The organism is Arthrobacter sp. 05T444 (assembly GCF_056395905.1).
On sequence record NZ_JBFTKK010000013.1, the window covers coordinates 1 to 13903 of the forward strand.

Genomic DNA, 13903 nt, shown 5'->3' on the forward strand with positions numbered 1-13903 from the left:
CCGGACCTGAGAAATTCCCACACACCACTCTCCACCCAGCCGCGGCCAGCAGACTTCCTCGGGGCCTACCTCCGGACCCGGGTACTGCGGTGCCGGTGCGGCTTCCAAATGGAAATACCGCACTAACCCCAGCCACCCGGACCCCAGCGACGCCAGCCCGGCCCAGCCCTTGCCGAACCAGAGACGAACATTCATGACGAACCACATCACACCACCCCCGGATCCCCCGGCGGCAGCCGGCCGGGAATGGACCCGAGTTGAAGACCTCGACCTGTCACCGCAGGGACTCGCCGATGCGCCGGCGAGCCGGGAGGACCCCGACAGCCTCGTCCATCCAGGCAACAGCTGAGCAGCCACGTCCACCGGAGCCCGGCGCCGCTGCACCTGCGCAAAACCTTCTCTCAGGCCGCCCTTAGACCGCATGCAGGAGCGACTTGAGGTCGCTTAGCACTTAATGCTAATCATGCTTACTATATTCACTGGGGCACGATGCTGACCCCGGTCGCCGGAACCCACCAGGAGGACTCATGCCCAGGATGTTTACCGCAGTCGCCATCGGACTGTTCCTCGCCGGAGGCGCAGTTGACCTCGCCGCACCTTCGCTGGCGGCTCCCTCCGAAGCGGCTGCGTCCAGTTCGACAGTTGATGCCCGGACCATGCCTGCGGTGCGGGTCCAGACGGAGACCACCGGCGCTCCGGACGCGGCCGGGACGCCTGCGCCCAGCGGGCAATCGTCGCCCTCTGCGACGCCGTCGGGAAACCCGGTAAACCCGGGCACCGGTGAGCCGGCCGAATCAGAGGCCACCAGAACGAATCTCGCGCCCTACGTGATCGGTGGAATCGCTTTGGTCACCCTCTTCGCGGCCTTCATCTGGTGGCGGCGCCGGCGCGGCAAGACCGTCGTCTGAGGTCCCCCGTTTCGCCCGGCCTCGTCTTCAGACATGACAGCCCGGCGAACTACGTCCCGGTCACCAGCGCCGACAACTGGCTGCACCCTCTTTTGACCGTTGGCATGATCGCCTTGGCCGTGCTGCTCACCCGCGACGCCGGCCTTCGAACCTCGGCCGACCTGCCCCCACCCCCCTTCAACGTCCGCAGCCGCAACGGTTGAGGGCACCATAGGAGCACAATGAAGATCCCCGAACCGCGCGGACCCGTCACCGCCGGGCTGCTCAGCCTCCTTTCCGGCCATCCCGGGGCCGACCCGTCAGCACAGGCGCACTTGCACCAGCTGGTCACGGTGCAGTTGCCCCTCGTCGGGGACATCATCGAAGACGAGGACCTCCAGTTGGCCCTGTTCTGCCTCTACGAGCTGCACTACACGGGCCTGGACGGCGTGGATGACCGCTGGGAATGGAACCCCGACCTGATCCGGGTCCGCCATCTGCTCGAGGTACGGTTCGAAAATGCCTTGCGCTCCGCAGCGCACCAGCACGCCGAACACACCAGCCTGCCCCCGGCGGAAACAATGAGCAGCGATGATGTCGCCGCCGTCCTGTTCGAACTCGCCGCCCAGGGCGGCGGGCCAAGCGTGTCCCGCCATGTGGCCAAAAGGGCGGACCTTGAACAACTCCGCGAGTTCCTGATCCACAAGTCGGTGTATCAGCTGAAGGAAGCCGACCCGCACACTTGGGCCATTCCCCGCCTGAGCGGGCGGGCCAAGGCCGCGCTGGTGGAGATCCAGGCTGACGAATACGGTGGCGGCCGCCCGGACCGGATGCACAGTGCCCTGTTTGGCCGGACCATGCGGGGACTGGGCCTTAACGACCAATATGGCGGCTACGTGGACGCCGTTCCGGCGATCTCCCTGGCCTCGGTGAACGTGATGTCCCTGTTCGGTCTGAACCGCAGACTCCGCGGAGCCATCGCCGGGCATCTGGCGATCTACGAAATGACGTCCTCCCGGCCCAACCAGCTCTACGGTCAGGGGTTCCGGCGCCACGGATTCGGCCCAGACGTGACCTGGTACTTCGACGAGCACGTGGAAGCGGATGCGGTGCACGAGCAAATCGCCGGACGGGACCTCGCCGGCGGCCTGGTGGAGGCAGAACCGGGCCTCCTCGGGGACGTGCTCTTCGGCGCCACAGCCGTTCTTGCGATCGACGCCCGGCTCTCCTCCCTGATCATGGACGCTTGGGACAACGGCAGGTCCTCCCTGCGAGCCGCTGTCCCGGCCGGCCTGTGACGCTCCCCGAACCCCTGCGGGCCGAGTACATCCTTCCACTGCGCTGGGCGGAGGATTCCGGGCTGGACGAGCTGGTGCCTTATCTGGAGCAACTATGCTCGTGGATCCGGGTAACCGTCGTCGACGGATCAGCGGCGGATCTCTACGACTGCCACCAGGCGCGGTTCCCGGTAGCCGTCCGCCATATCCGGCCGGCGCCAGGCGCAGGCGGCAACGGCAAAGTCACGGCCGTACTGACAGCCGTGCGCCTCAGCTGCGCGGAGAGACTCGTGATCGCCGACGACGACGTCCGCTACACCTATGAGGGGCTCACGTCCGTACTCGGTGGTCTGGATCATGCCCACGTCGTGCGGCCGCAGAACTTTTTCAGCCCCCTGCCCTGGCACGCGTGCTGGGATACCGCCCGGACGCTGATTAACCGTGCCTTCGCCGACGACTTTCCAGGGACGCTGGCCGTCCGGCGTGACGCGCTGGTTGCTACCGGCGGATACAATGCCGTCCTCTTCGAAAACCTTGAGCTGATCCGGACCGTCACTGCCGCAGGCGGAGTGGAAAAGCGGATGCCTGCACTGTTCATTGCCCGCCGGCCTCCGGCGTCCCGGCACTTCCTGGAACAGCGGATCCGGCACGCTTACGACGGCTTCGCCCAGCCTCGCCGGCTCTGTGCGGAGCTAGCTTTGGTGCCTCTACTGGCTGCCGTGCTTGTCCAGCCGCCGCGCCTGGCTGTCCCCGCTATCCTGGGATCTGCCGTGGCTGCCGTGGCTCTGGCGGAAGTCGGGCGCAGACGGCACCGGGGCCAGTGCGTCTTTCCGGCCCGGACCGTCCTGTTCGCCCCGCTGTGGGTTGCCGAACGCGCCGTCTGCAGCTGGATCGCGCTGGCACTGCGGCTCGGAGGAGGCGTTCCTTACGCCGGGACCCGGCTCAAGACAGCCGCGCATTCCGTCACGGAGTTGCAGGTCAGGCACGGCGGCAAGATCCGCCTCGCATTCTCACCCGACCCTTCATTTCTTGCCCAACCCCAACGGGAGTACACATGAATCAGGACCAGCAGCAGTTTCCCGGCAACGGCTCGATCGTCCTCTGCCCCGACGGCCCCATCCTCGTCCGGGGCGACTTCGACATCGTCACCCCTTCAGGGGAACCAGCGCCGCGGCAACGGCGAACTGTGGCCCTGTGCCGGTGCGGGGCGTCCGCGATCAAGCCCTATTGCGACGGCACCCACAAGATGATCAAGTTCCGGACCGAGTCCCCAGCCGCTCCGGGGGATTCAGATCAATGATCGGAAGGTGGCCGTCGGTGCGGATGGAGTCACCGCCCCCGTTTCGGTGGTGATATCCGGTCGAGAAGTTCCTGATGACATGCACCGATTCGACCGCGTTGGCCGCCCGGAGGGTCTCAATGATGAAATCGCGCTCTTCGTCGGTGCGGTCAGCAATTTTGTGCGTGATCTGGAAGGTGAAGAGGGACAGACCGACACTTCTGTCGTAGGTGCCCGCACCCACCCAGTCCACTCCTATGCCTCCGGGCAGCATCCAGTCGTAGGGGCATCTCCAAAACCGGATGTGATGCCGTTTACGGGGGTTACCGTCGATCTCACGCTGAAAAGCGATGTCCTGCTTCTTTCCGAACACGTAGAGCGAACTGACCGGCGCGGCCGCATAGCTGCGCCCGACCACCGTTGATTCAAGGGTTCGCCAGGCAGTCGAGACAGTCAGGGGGTCGGCCTCGACCCATCCCGCCGTGATCATCGCCTGCCGCAACTCCCCTGCCGGGCCGATGACGGCGAGGTTGATGGGATCCCCGAGCACGCCGTCGCCGGTCCGTGCGCGGCCGATGAAGTAGTCCGGAATGTATAGGCTGCTTAGGATCCTGTGGACGCGCGGCAAGAGGGCGTACGCCAAGACCAGCCAGACAGGCAGGAACACCCACACCTGCTCGGGCCCGCGCGTCAGGCGTGCCAGTAGGAAGTAGTAGACCGCCCACCCCACCGCCCCCGTAACCGCCACGTAGAACAATCGCTGCGCCACAGCCAGGACAGTGGCCCAGCGGCTCTGCCTGCGCTCCCGACGGCTGTCAGCCCGGGCATGGTTCGGTTCAGCCGGAACAGCCCGGGAATCCCCACCTGACATCACAGCGCAGTCCTTTCCATGGCGATCGCCCCACAGCCCAAGGTCATCCCTCGCACGAAATTGTCCACCATCAGACCGCCTCAGACGAAAAACCCAGAATAGGCGAGAAAAGACTCCATGTGGCGACTGATTCACCGGTGACGGCTCTGCCCTTCAAGCCGACGTAACGCCGGCCGCCGCCAGCCGGAACTGGCGCTCCATCTAGGATCCACGAAGCCCGCGGCGGGAGTCGAGCACGTCGATCCGCCCGTCACTTTCACGTATCCGGCTCCTTTTCAGGGGGAGGTCCCCGATACGGCAGCCACGTGCCTCATACGAGATCCTCAGCAGACAAGCCGTTGACGGAATGTAGCCACCAAACATTGCCGCCCTCGGCGCCTTTTCCCATCCGCGTCGGAATCTGCTCCGAACAACTCATGTCACTGGCCCGATCTGACACTGCCGAAGCGCGTGGCAGCTGACGTGAAACCGGGACCGATGTAACTACTGAAAAGAGCGCAAATGACCTCCCCTTCGCACTTCGACCGGTTCCTCTCCGAAGCCATCGCCGTCGACCGGGAAGCAGGAGCAGGGCTTGGGCCGGACGCACTGTACGGCCTCTACACCAGTTGGTGCCTGATGACTGATGCCCACACTGCAACCGCGAGAGCGCTCTTCAAAGCGCTTAAGGACCGGCACGGCATCAGTTCCTCGAACAACGCCCTAGCCATGACAGGTCCCGCCGCGCGCAACTACATTCTGGCCAGCGCACCGAATGTCATCTGAGGCGACACCGGAACCACGTTCCCAGGAAACGTGCGGAGCAACGCCAAGGCGGGGCATGATCGTCATCGCCGACGGACGCCAGATGAAGGCGCGAGGGCTGAACATCGCAGGGACGCAACCGGTGAGCGCACCTTGGGTAATGCCCGTCTCCTTCCGAACGATGGGTCCTGGCGTCGCTACTGATTGTCATTCCCCTCCTGATCGCCGGCTGGTTCTCCGCCCGAAAGGGGATCTACGCCGCCGCCCTTGAACGGCGGGGCTGCACCGGCAGCTTCCCGGTCGTAGCCAACCGGCCGGAACGCCAGGGCCACTGGTTCTTCCCCTCCGCCTATTGCACAGCGGGACGGGCAGGCAACCGCCGCCCGTCCCGCCCCTGCATCAAACATACGGAATCCGGGCCAGTCCAGCACCGGTACGGCCCAGTCCGTGACCCAAAGTGTGGACACTGTCCACAGCCCTATTCTCGCCCCCAAACAGCCGCACCCCGCATCGACAGGGTGCGGCGCTTCTTTGCCTAGAAACACTTGATCCTGCTGGAGAAGTTCAACCGCGGCTGCGACCAAGTCCCGCCCCCGCCCGTTGCCGACTCCCGGGCACGCCGCACGGCACGCTCAGCCACTAGTGGCCGAATACGTAGAGTGGGTCAACCACCGATGTCTCCACGGCGAGATTGGCCATATCCCGCCAGTCGAATACGAGCAGCTCCACGCGGGCCACCCTGCCCAGGGGCTGCTCTCAATTTCCAACTAAAAACGTCTCCACAAAAGCCGGGGCTTTTACAAAGAGTGCCGTGCCCTGGTTCTGGGCGCACAGCGCGGGGTAGGTGTGGTCCATCACAACCGATGGCACACGACCCGCTCTGAGATGGCGGGAACTTCTGGATCCGACGCGGAGCGGGCACAGGACGTCCTCCATGCGGGGGTCGACTTCGGCCGGGGTTCTGGCCGCCGGTTTCCGGTTTTGCTGCGTCGTCCATTAGCTGGTCAATGCGTGCCGAGTCCGTCTGGGCGGGTTTGAGCCCGTCGGCGTGCTTGAAGTGTTCCGCCAGTGCTTTATCTGTCTGTTCGACGCGCGACCCGGTACGGTTCACACCGCCATCGAGCGGGTGGTTAGGCTTGGGGGATGGCGACAGTTATTCTCGTGCGGCACGGCCGCACCACAGCCAATGCCACTGGGCTGCTGGCCGGCCGGGCCGTCGGCGTCAGCCTGGACGAGATCGGGCGCGACCAGGCGGCTCTGACCGGAGACCGGCTCGCGGCCGTGCCCGTGGTCGGGGTGGTGTCGAGCCCGCTTGAGCGTTGTCAGCAGACCGCCCAGCTTATCCTCGATCGCCAGGCTGGCACGCCGTGCGCGCCGGTCGATCCCGATCTCACCGAGTGCGATTACGGCCAGTGGCAGGGCCGCACGCTCAGTGATCTCGCGACCGAGGATTTGTGGCCGGTTGTGCAGTCGCAACCGTCCGCCGTCGTCTTTCCCCGCGGTGAATCCATGGCCGCGATGCAGGCTCGGTCGGTGGCAGCGATTCGACGCCACGATGCAGCCTTCGAAGCCGAGTACGGGCCAGGGGCCGTGTGGGTGGCGGTAAGTCACGGTGACATCATCAAGTCAATCCTCGCCGACGCGCTCGGCATGCACCTTGACCTGTTCCAGCGTATTAACGTGGGCCCCGCCTCCGTATCGATCGTGCGCTACGGCGCTAGTCGGCCGAGCGTCTACGCGACCAACACCGATGCGGGTGATCTGTCGTGGCTGTCGAACGGCACCCACTCCGGCGACGCGCCGGTGGGCGGCGGTGCAGGGCAAAAGGCACCATGAACCTCATGTGCCTAAAATACTGACATGCCTACACGTGTTCACGAGTTTGCCTGGCCCGATCGGGTCGTCGTCGGCACGATTGGCCTCCCGGGGGCGCGCACGTTCTACCTTCAGGTACGCGCAGGGACGCAGATCGTGAGTATTGCCCTGGAGAAGCAGCAGTCGGCTCTGCTCGCGGAGAAGATCGACGAAATTCTCGACCAGCTCATCACGGTCGACGGCAACCCCTTCAGCGTTCCCACGAGTACTCCCATTGAACTTGTCGACAACGACCAGCTCGAGGCCGTTCAGGAGCAGTTTCGCACCGGCGCCATGAGCTTAGGTTGGGACCCAACCACGGCCCAGGTCGTAATAGAGGCCTACCCCATCGCCGATGTCGATGCTGATGACAACGACACATCGCTTGATGAGGACGGCGCTAACGAGCCCGAAATGCTGGTGGTGCGAATGCCCGTCGGCACCGCCCGCGCATTTGCCAAGCGCACCCGTGAGATCGTGGTCGCGGGGCGTCCGACGTGCTCGCTCTGCGGTTACCCCATAGACGCCGACGGGCACATCTGCACACTTCCCGAGGTCTGATGCCAGCGCCGGACCTAGTGACCGCCGAGCTGACGCTCACCGGCCGGATCACGACGGCTTCAAACGCTACATTTTTGGGCAGCATCGGCGACGTGGTGGTCGTCTACAAGCCGATAGCAGGCGAAAGTCCGCTGTGGGATTTTCCCCACGGCACCCTGGCTCACCGGGAGGTGGCCGCCTACCTGGTCTCGCAGGCCTTAGCTGGGACGTCGTGCCGCACACCTGGCTGCGCGATGGTCCGATGGGCGAAGGAATGGTGCAGCTCTGGCAGGAGCAAGACCCCGCCCAATGCGCCGTGAACCTGGTCGCGGCGGACCACGTGCCGGAGACGGGCTGGAAGCACGTTCTCGAGGGACGAGATGAGAACGGACGGATGGTCGCCCTCGTTCACGAAGACTCGCCAGCGCTCAGACGCATGGCGGTGTTCGACATGGTCGTCAACAACGCCGACCGCAAAGGCGACCACATTCTTGCCATGACGGACGGACACCGGCACGGCGTGGACCATGGGCTCACCTTTCACCGTGACCACAAGCTGCGCACGGTGCTGTGGGGATGGCTGGGCGACGCTCTGACCGCCGAGGAACGCGACGGCATCGATCGTGTCAGCGAAGGACTGCACGGTGGGCTGGGCCGAAACCTGGCGCACTTGCTCAGCGCCGAAGAAATTGCAACGCTCGCCGCGCGCTGCGCCCGGTTGCGCTTGGCAGGGAGGTTTCCGGCTCCGAGCGGTGAGATGTCGGCGGTGCCCTGGCCGCTGTTCTAAGGGAACGACGGCTACGGGCTTCGCAGGCTGTGTCACGTTGATGGCATGGATCTAAAGGTAGCGACGGAGCTCATCATCCCTGAGACCGGAGAATTGTTGGCACAGCGAGCCGGACAGCTCGAAATCAACAGCCGCACAGTACACAGGACGCTTCAGAAATGCATCTGGGCGGGCGCGATGACCAAGGACTCCGGAAGTTCTCTTGGTCGCCACCCCGACCTGGAGCACCGACTGGCTACAGGAGTGGGTCAGCAGCTATCGTGAGGACAAGATCCGGGATTGAAACTGAAGGCATGCCGTGGACAGCAGGGTGGGAATGAGCAGGAGCCGAAATTATGGCTCGCTGTGCTGGCAGGTGCTGTCGCCCTAGTCACTGCCTTCTTTCTCTGGGCATCGTGGAAGAGCGAGCAGATCATCGCAGGGCTTAAGTCAATCGCCGAGCGTCTACAAGCGGAGCCGGGATGGGAGAACCTGGATACCCCGGTCTCCGGTGGCTGCTGCACTGTGTATTCCTCTCGATGGGCCTTGCTCCCAGTACGCATATCGTTGGGACGCCCACCGGACAGGCAAGAGGCGGCTGCCAACATCCTGAGGCGTCTACGAGCCGAAAAGTTGAACTGCCAGCGAATATATCCCCCACAACCCAGCCGCCAACAGGACGCCCAGGTAGGCCAAGACCAGCCTCGTATCGCGGAGGTAACAGTTCGACTTCGTCAGGCCCCTCCGTCGCGCTTTCCAATAGCCTGCGAATCCGACTGCAGCGAACACGGCCACTGCCACCGGACCGGCTGACCAGCCGAGCAGGGCAACGGTCGCGAAGATGCAGAGCCGCAGCGGATCGACGGGCGGCGGGGACTGCGGATCCGTTTCAGGGTCAGGGCTGTGTCCGTGCCGGACTGCGTGCTTGGAGCGCACGAGCTGCGACGGCAATGGTCCGGCTGCAATACGCCGGGCATCAGAAGCTGAACTCATCATTTCTCCCTATCGCTGACTCAGATCTGGCGGACTGGGAGAAGCTCCCGGCCTGTTGCTGTGCTTATACGTTGCCTTGCCAAGGCCGGCCACGCCTGGACAGCGCAGAAGGGAGCGCACTGGTGGTCGCCGGTGTCGCTCTTTGTGCCCACGTGGACGCAGCATTGCGTAAGCCGTTCCTCGATCATGGTCGAGATGTCCATGAAGGGCTTGACCATGATGCGGGTGACCCGTTCGGCGAGGAGTCGACGCAGCCGCTGTTGCTGCCCTGGAAGCTTGCCGGCAGCCAGTGTGGTGAGCGTGCCGATGCCGAGGTCGCACTGGGTGCAGATGTTCTTCCAAAGATCCATTGTCCGCGGGTGGGACAGCGAGGACTGCTCGCTCAGCAGGTCCAGCAGGGAGGACTTCATCAGGTTGCGCAGTTCGAGCGGGATCGCGCTGTCGGCGATGCGGTTGGCGATGCTGTCAGGATTGAGTTCCAGCCAGGCGAGCAGTTGATCGTGCCCGATGAGGGCTGTCAGCGAACGCCAGACCCCTGAGTCGTCCTTCAGCATGTAGCCCACAGACGCGCAGTGCGGATGTGAGCACGGGAGTGCTGTCAGGTCGTGCCATGAGACCACCCCTCCGGTCTGCTCCGCGAGCCTATCGAGTACCCCCGTATGGGTGAGTCTGTCCAGGGGGTCGATGCCGTGCCCCCGGCCGGAACCGAACACCGGCTGAAGCGCAACCCCGCCCACGAACGGGGTTTCCAAAGCCCTCATGACGACGGCGCCCACCTCACCGTCGTTGACGCCCAGTGTCGCTGTCATCGTCAGGGTGGTGAAAACACCTGCCTCGGACAGGCGCGCGATGGCCATGTCCTTGAAGCGGGTCAGGTCTCCCCCTCGGTGGTGGATGGATGCTCCTTTGGACGGGCCGTCGTATTGGAGGTACACCTCTACGCGGTCCCGGTGCCTGGCCAGCAGTGCGAGCAGTTCGTCGTCGGTCGCTATCAGGATGCCGTTGCTGTTCACCATGATCCGGACGATCGGCCGAGCGACGAGCTCATCCAGAAGTTCGCCCAGATGGGGATAAAGCGTCGGCTCGCCGCCGGAGAGCATCAGCACGTCCAGCCGCCCGTTTTCGCGGGAAAGCCGGGTGTCGATATTCGCCAGCACCTCGCTGAGCGGCGCCACTCCCTGCAGCTGGGGGCCGGAGGCAGTGAAGCAGGTGGGGCAGCGCAGGTTGCAGTGCTCGATGATGTCCTGCAGGAGGATACACGTGTGCTGCGTCTGCATGGCGGGCAGCCCGTAGGCGTAAGCCTCCGGTACCTGGCGGTAATTGCCGGCCTGGTCCGGGATGTGTTGCTTAGTCGGCGCCTGCCACTTCTCCAGGTAGCGCAGAATTTCCGGAGACTCGTCGTACAACGTGCTGACGAGTCCGTGGTCCGGGCAGCCGCGTTCGAGCCAGACCCGGTCGTCGCGGATCAGCAGCGCGCCGGAGAGGCGCCGCACCTGCGCGAGCGGGGGGTTTGTCTCGTGGCAGGCGGGACAGAAGGCTGTGACGTACCGGTGGATGCGGTCCCCGCGCAGCGGCTGGCCGGGGCCGGGCAGCGCCAGCCGGGAAGAGAACGAGGACGGATTCATCTCAGGCCTCTCATCTGCGCGAGGCTTCCGACGCAGATCCCACCGCCGAGGAGGGTGAAGATCCCCAGGCCAATAAGCAGCCCCGCACCTAACCGGGAGGTGCGTGGCCGGACCGCCAGCACAACGGCTACCGCCAGATACGCAGCGATAGGTATGAACGCTGCAGGCCCAGCGAGGAACGTCTTGTACCCTTCATCCGGAGCGATACCCCTTGTTGTCCCGAAGTAAAGGGCATAAAGGGCAGGAGCCCCCAACAGGATCCCGAACCCCATGGAGCCGCGTCTTGGTTCAGAGGGCGGCTCCTCTTGCTGGGGCGGTGGGGGCGGGTTCCGGGGAACGTCGGGGTTGTCCTCGCTCATGCCACTTTTCCTTCCAACTTGGGGCGGAGTGGTTTACCGAAGACCCGCAGCATCCGCCAGAACAGCAGGGGAAGAATCACCAGGAGGAACCATTGGGGCCGGCTCATCCCTAGCCAGAGCATCTCGTTGCCGCGGACGAATTCGACTCCGAACCGGAAGAAGGCGTAGGAAGTGACGTAGCAGATGAAGAGGTCGCCAGGACCAGGCAAACGGTCCCGATAACGCCACATGAGCGCGAATGCGGCCGCATGGAACACGATTTCATAGGCAAAGGACGGGTGGAGTCCTACCCCGGGCGGTCCGCCCAGCATCGCAGCCTGGCCGGGCGTGAGCGTTATCCCCCATGCACCCCCGGTAGGGGTGCCGGGCAGTTCCGTAAGGAGGCAGCCCACCCGCCCGATGACCAGCGCCAATGCGACCGCGGGCGCAAGCAAATCACCGGTGGATTCGCGGTAACCTGTCAGCCGTTTACCCAGATGGACGCCCAGCCACGCGCCCACAAGGCCCGCGAGGATGCTGCGGTCGCCGTTGCCCCACCAGTCCGCCAAGGAGACCTGCCGGGAAACATCCCATGTGAGGACCCTTGAGCCGATGGCCCCGAAGGCGATAGCGAAACCGGCAATGGGCCACAACCGTGGGTCGGACAGGCCGCGCCGGCGCTTCTCAAAGGCGTAGAACAGCAGGGCTGCGAGGATTCCCAGCCCTAACAGGCCGGCGTGCACCAGCCCGTCTCCCGCGAAGGGAAGCCCGATCATGAGCAGAGTGTAGCAGTGAGCATTGCTGACCTCCGGTCTTATATTTGGACGTTCACGGGAATTGCATATGGACGTGGAGCCGCCACGCGGCTTCAGAGATGAACCGCTGAGAGACGGGTACAGGGTGAACGTGCTAGCGGAGCCCTAGTTCTTGAAGTTAGGGCACGGGATTGTGCACCAATGGCATCTTTGCCTTGGGCTGGGACAGGACGAGCAAACGCCGCACTCCAGCCTGCCCTTCCCCGCTCGGTGGGAAGCCGAGGTCACTATTTGGCGGGTGTATCCCGCGCCTCGTGCATAACTATTTCGGACACTCAGTACCGACCACTTGGGCTGGCTGGGACAGCGTGCCAATCGTTACTCAAGTCCATGACCACGGTGCTTCCGAACCCCGGATCAGCGAACTGGCATGGGCGGCTGCGAACAAGGGAGGACCACGATTACCCCGCTTCGAACGCGCAGAACGCGCGCGCTTCGCGGCTCACTCGTACTCGCAACCAGCGGGCTATCGTCTCGAGAGGCGGGTGCCCGGCACGCCCGCAGCTTACGAGGGCCATAGCGATGCGCCCCAACCTGTGTGCCCGTGCAGGAACTTCCAAGCCTGGGGCGCCAGCCGCTTCAATCACCCGCCGAGAGGACCAGAACCACAGACCCGAGGAACTCGAGGAACTCCAGCCCTTCCCGTGCTACGAGAGGGTTCCCCGTGGCATTGGCATGCAGCGTCGGCTGGGACACTTCCCCTTGACAAATATCTGAGTAAAGTCATAATTGAGGTGAATCAGAATTGAGTATGGTCCATTTGGTGCCGCCGCTAGGACAACGTGCCCGGCGCGACCGGATGGCGCCCCCGAGAGATTGCCTGCATCACCGGCAGCAACTACTAACCAACACCCGTCATAGAAGGGACATCACGGCATGCGAGCGTTTGTCGTCACCAAGTACAGGGAGCCGCTGCGCGAAGCGGAGGTCGCTGAGCCGACCGTCGGCGAACGCGACGTGCTCGTGCAGGTTCAAGCAGCCGGCCTGAACCAGTTGGACGAGAAGATCCGGCTGGGTGAGTTCAAGCAGATCCTCCCCTACAAGCTCCAGCTGATCCTCGGCAACGACGTAGCCGGCACCGTCCTCCAGGTCGGGGAAAAGGTGCGCGGGTTCAAGCCCGGTGATGAGGTCTACGGCCGCCCCGACAAGGACCGCATCGGCACGTTCGCCGAGCGCATCGCCGTCGCCGAGGAAGACCTCGCACTGAAGCCCGCATCGGCCAGCATGGAGGAAGCCGGCTCGCTGCCGCTTGTGGCGCTTACCGCATGGCAGGCCCTCGTCGAGCAGGGCAACGTGCGCCCCGGGCACAAGGTTCTCATTCACGCCGGCGCCGGCGGGGTCGGCTCGATCGCCATCCAGCTCGCCAAGCACCTCGGCGCGACCGTTGCAACCACCGCGAGCAGCTCCAACGCCGGCTTCCTGCGGGACCTCGGGGCGGACATCGTGATCGACTACCGCACCCAGGACTTTGAGCAGCTCCTCAGCGGATACGACCTGGTGCTGGACAGCCTCGGCGGGGAAAACCTGCAGAAGTCACTGCGCATCCTCAGGCCCGGTGGCAAAGCGATTGGGATCTCCGGCCCGCCTGATCCGGCGTTCGCCCGCAAAGCCGGCCTGAGTCCTGTGCTGCGTCTGGCGATCACCGGGCTCAGTAGCAAGATTCGGCGGCAGGCGAGGAAGCTCGGCGTCAGCTATGAGTTCCTCTTCATGCGTGCCAGCGGCGACCAACTGCGCCAGATCAGCGCCCTGGTCGACGACGGCGTGCTGCACCCCATCGTAGGGAAGGTCTTCACCTTCGACCAGGCCCCACAAGCGCTGCAGTCCCTGGCCGCGGGCGGCATCCGCGGCAAAGCAGTACTCACGGTCACCGACTGACCCGCCGCCAGCCATTCATCCCGCAGACCATCCAGGAGA

At 64.5% G+C, this 13903-nt stretch carries 15 protein-coding genes and 1 pseudogene; 10 read left to right on the forward strand and 6 right to left on the reverse strand.

From position 1 onward, the window contains the following. A partial coding sequence (locus tag AC1DD3_RS13400; protein ID WP_476881855.1) for a hypothetical protein occupies positions 1-195 on the reverse strand: 195 nt, incomplete at its 3' end. Between AC1DD3_RS13400 and AC1DD3_RS13405 the strand changes: the two genes are divergently transcribed. The 5 genes from AC1DD3_RS13405 (at position 194) to AC1DD3_RS13425 (ending at position 3464) form a co-directional block, all read left to right on the forward strand. Next, positions 194-349, forward strand: coding sequence for a hypothetical protein (locus tag AC1DD3_RS13405; RefSeq protein ID WP_476881856.1), 156 nt, complete (start codon positions 194-196; stop codon positions 347-349). The genes AC1DD3_RS13400 and AC1DD3_RS13405 overlap by 2 nt on opposite strands. A gap of 178 nt (positions 350-527) precedes the next feature. Further along, positions 528-908 (forward strand): LuxR family transcriptional regulator, encoded by a 381-nt coding sequence (locus tag AC1DD3_RS13410; protein WP_230121379.1) that lies wholly within the window; start codon positions 528-530, stop codon positions 906-908. A gap of 221 nt (positions 909-1129) precedes the next feature. Beyond that, the gene (locus AC1DD3_RS13415) at positions 1130-2185 is read left to right on the forward strand and encodes an iron-containing redox enzyme family protein (protein ID WP_476881857.1); all 1056 of its coding nucleotides are present in this window, start codon (positions 1130-1132) and stop codon (positions 2183-2185) included. Beyond that, the gene (locus AC1DD3_RS13420) at positions 2182-3222 is read left to right on the forward strand and encodes a glycosyltransferase family 2 protein (protein WP_476881858.1); all 1041 of its coding nucleotides are present in this window, start codon (positions 2182-2184) and stop codon (positions 3220-3222) included. Before AC1DD3_RS13415 ends, AC1DD3_RS13420 begins: the two co-directional genes overlap by 4 nt. After that, positions 3219-3464, forward strand: a complete 246-nt coding sequence (locus AC1DD3_RS13425; RefSeq protein ID WP_476881859.1) for a CDGSH iron-sulfur domain-containing protein — start codon at positions 3219-3221, stop codon at positions 3462-3464. Before AC1DD3_RS13420 ends, AC1DD3_RS13425 begins: the two co-directional genes overlap by 4 nt. On the opposite strand, the gene AC1DD3_RS13430 is transcribed toward AC1DD3_RS13425, so the two are convergent. After that, the gene (locus AC1DD3_RS13430; protein WP_476881860.1) at positions 3415-4314 is read right to left on the reverse strand and encodes an LssY C-terminal domain-containing protein; all 900 of its coding nucleotides are present in this window, start codon (positions 4312-4314) and stop codon (positions 3415-3417) included. The two genes, AC1DD3_RS13425 and AC1DD3_RS13430, sit on opposite strands and share 50 nt — an antisense overlap. Positions 4315-4815: 501 nt before the next feature. Between AC1DD3_RS13430 and AC1DD3_RS13435 the strand changes: the two genes are divergently transcribed. The 4 genes and pseudogenes from AC1DD3_RS13435 to AC1DD3_RS13450 all read left to right on the forward strand — a co-directional run bounded on the left by AC1DD3_RS13435 (position 4816) and on the right by AC1DD3_RS13450 (position 8239). Continuing rightward, positions 4816-5079 carry a hypothetical protein gene (locus AC1DD3_RS13435; protein ID WP_476881861.1) on the forward strand — a complete coding sequence of 88 codons (264 nt, stop codon included), beginning with the start codon at positions 4816-4818 and terminating at the stop codon, positions 5077-5079. Positions 5080-6201: 1122 nt separating this feature from the next. After that, positions 6202-6894: a histidine phosphatase family protein gene (locus tag AC1DD3_RS13440; RefSeq protein ID WP_476881862.1), complete on the forward strand. Its 693-nt coding sequence runs from the start codon at positions 6202-6204 to the stop codon at positions 6892-6894. Between the two features lie 24 nt (positions 6895-6918). Further along, positions 6919-7473, forward strand: coding sequence for a DUF3090 domain-containing protein (locus AC1DD3_RS13445; protein WP_476881863.1), 555 nt, complete (start codon positions 6919-6921; stop codon positions 7471-7473). Further along, positions 7473-8239, forward strand: a pseudogene (locus AC1DD3_RS13450) (SCO1664 family protein). Before AC1DD3_RS13445 ends, AC1DD3_RS13450 begins: the two are co-directional and overlap by 1 nt. A 597-nt stretch (positions 8240-8836) precedes the next feature. Here the strand turns inward: AC1DD3_RS13450 and AC1DD3_RS13455 are convergent. Genes AC1DD3_RS13455 through AC1DD3_RS13470 form a run of 4 tightly spaced genes read right to left on the reverse strand, consistent with a single transcriptional unit; the run spans position 8837 to position 11950 of the window. Further along, the gene (locus AC1DD3_RS13455; protein WP_476881864.1) at positions 8837-9211 is read right to left on the reverse strand and encodes a hypothetical protein; all 375 of its coding nucleotides are present in this window, start codon (positions 9209-9211) and stop codon (positions 8837-8839) included. Positions 9212-9231: 20 nt separating this feature from the next. Continuing rightward, a complete protein-coding gene (locus AC1DD3_RS13460) occupies positions 9232-10836 on the reverse strand; it encodes a radical SAM protein (RefSeq protein WP_476881865.1) in 1605 nt (534 codons plus the stop codon). Further along, a complete protein-coding gene (locus AC1DD3_RS13465; protein WP_476881866.1) occupies positions 10833-11195 on the reverse strand; it encodes a hypothetical protein in 363 nt (120 codons plus the stop codon). Before AC1DD3_RS13465 ends, AC1DD3_RS13460 begins: the two co-directional genes overlap by 4 nt. Next, the gene (locus tag AC1DD3_RS13470) at positions 11192-11950 is read right to left on the reverse strand and encodes a prolipoprotein diacylglyceryl transferase (RefSeq protein WP_476881867.1); all 759 of its coding nucleotides are present in this window, start codon (positions 11948-11950) and stop codon (positions 11192-11194) included. The genes AC1DD3_RS13465 and AC1DD3_RS13470 overlap by 4 nt, the downstream gene beginning before the upstream one ends. A gap of 915 nt (positions 11951-12865) precedes the next feature. Here AC1DD3_RS13470 and AC1DD3_RS13475 point away from each other — a divergent pair. Further along, positions 12866-13864, forward strand: a complete 999-nt coding sequence (locus tag AC1DD3_RS13475; protein WP_476881868.1) for an NADP-dependent oxidoreductase — start codon at positions 12866-12868, stop codon at positions 13862-13864. Positions 13865-13903 lie beyond the last annotated feature (39 nt).

Bases quoted from the DNA above. Each gene is read 5' to 3' on its own strand.
- AC1DD3_RS13405 (WP_476881856.1), top strand. From the start codon at position 194: ATGACGAACCACATCACACCACCCCCGGATCCCCCGGCGGCAGCCGGC.
- AC1DD3_RS13410 (WP_230121379.1), top strand. From the start codon at position 528: ATGCCCAGGATGTTTACCGCAGTCGCCATCGGACTGTTCCTCGCCGGA.
- AC1DD3_RS13415 (WP_476881857.1), top strand. From the start codon at position 1,130: ATGAAGATCCCCGAACCGCGCGGACCCGTCACCGCCGGGCTGCTCAGC.
- AC1DD3_RS13425 (WP_476881859.1), top strand. From the start codon at position 3,219: ATGAATCAGGACCAGCAGCAGTTTCCCGGCAACGGCTCGATCGTCCTC.
- AC1DD3_RS13430 (WP_476881860.1), bottom strand. From the start codon at position 4,314: ATGTCAGGTGGGGATTCCCGGGCTGTTCCGGCTGAACCGAACCATGCC.
- AC1DD3_RS13435 (WP_476881861.1), top strand. From the start codon at position 4,816: ATGACCTCCCCTTCGCACTTCGACCGGTTCCTCTCCGAAGCCATCGCC.
- AC1DD3_RS13440 (WP_476881862.1), top strand. From the start codon at position 6,202: ATGGCGACAGTTATTCTCGTGCGGCACGGCCGCACCACAGCCAATGCC.
- AC1DD3_RS13445 (WP_476881863.1), top strand. From the start codon at position 6,919: ATGCCTACACGTGTTCACGAGTTTGCCTGGCCCGATCGGGTCGTCGTC.
- AC1DD3_RS13455 (WP_476881864.1), bottom strand. From the start codon at position 9,211: ATGAGTTCAGCTTCTGATGCCCGGCGTATTGCAGCCGGACCATTGCCG.
- AC1DD3_RS13460 (WP_476881865.1), bottom strand. From the start codon at position 10,836: ATGAATCCGTCCTCGTTCTCTTCCCGGCTGGCGCTGCCCGGCCCCGGC.
- AC1DD3_RS13465 (WP_476881866.1), bottom strand. From the start codon at position 11,195: ATGAGCGAGGACAACCCCGACGTTCCCCGGAACCCGCCCCCACCGCCC.
- AC1DD3_RS13470 (WP_476881867.1), bottom strand. From the start codon at position 11,950: ATGATCGGGCTTCCCTTCGCGGGAGACGGGCTGGTGCACGCCGGCCTG.
- AC1DD3_RS13475 (WP_476881868.1), top strand. From the start codon at position 12,866: ATGCGAGCGTTTGTCGTCACCAAGTACAGGGAGCCGCTGCGCGAAGCG.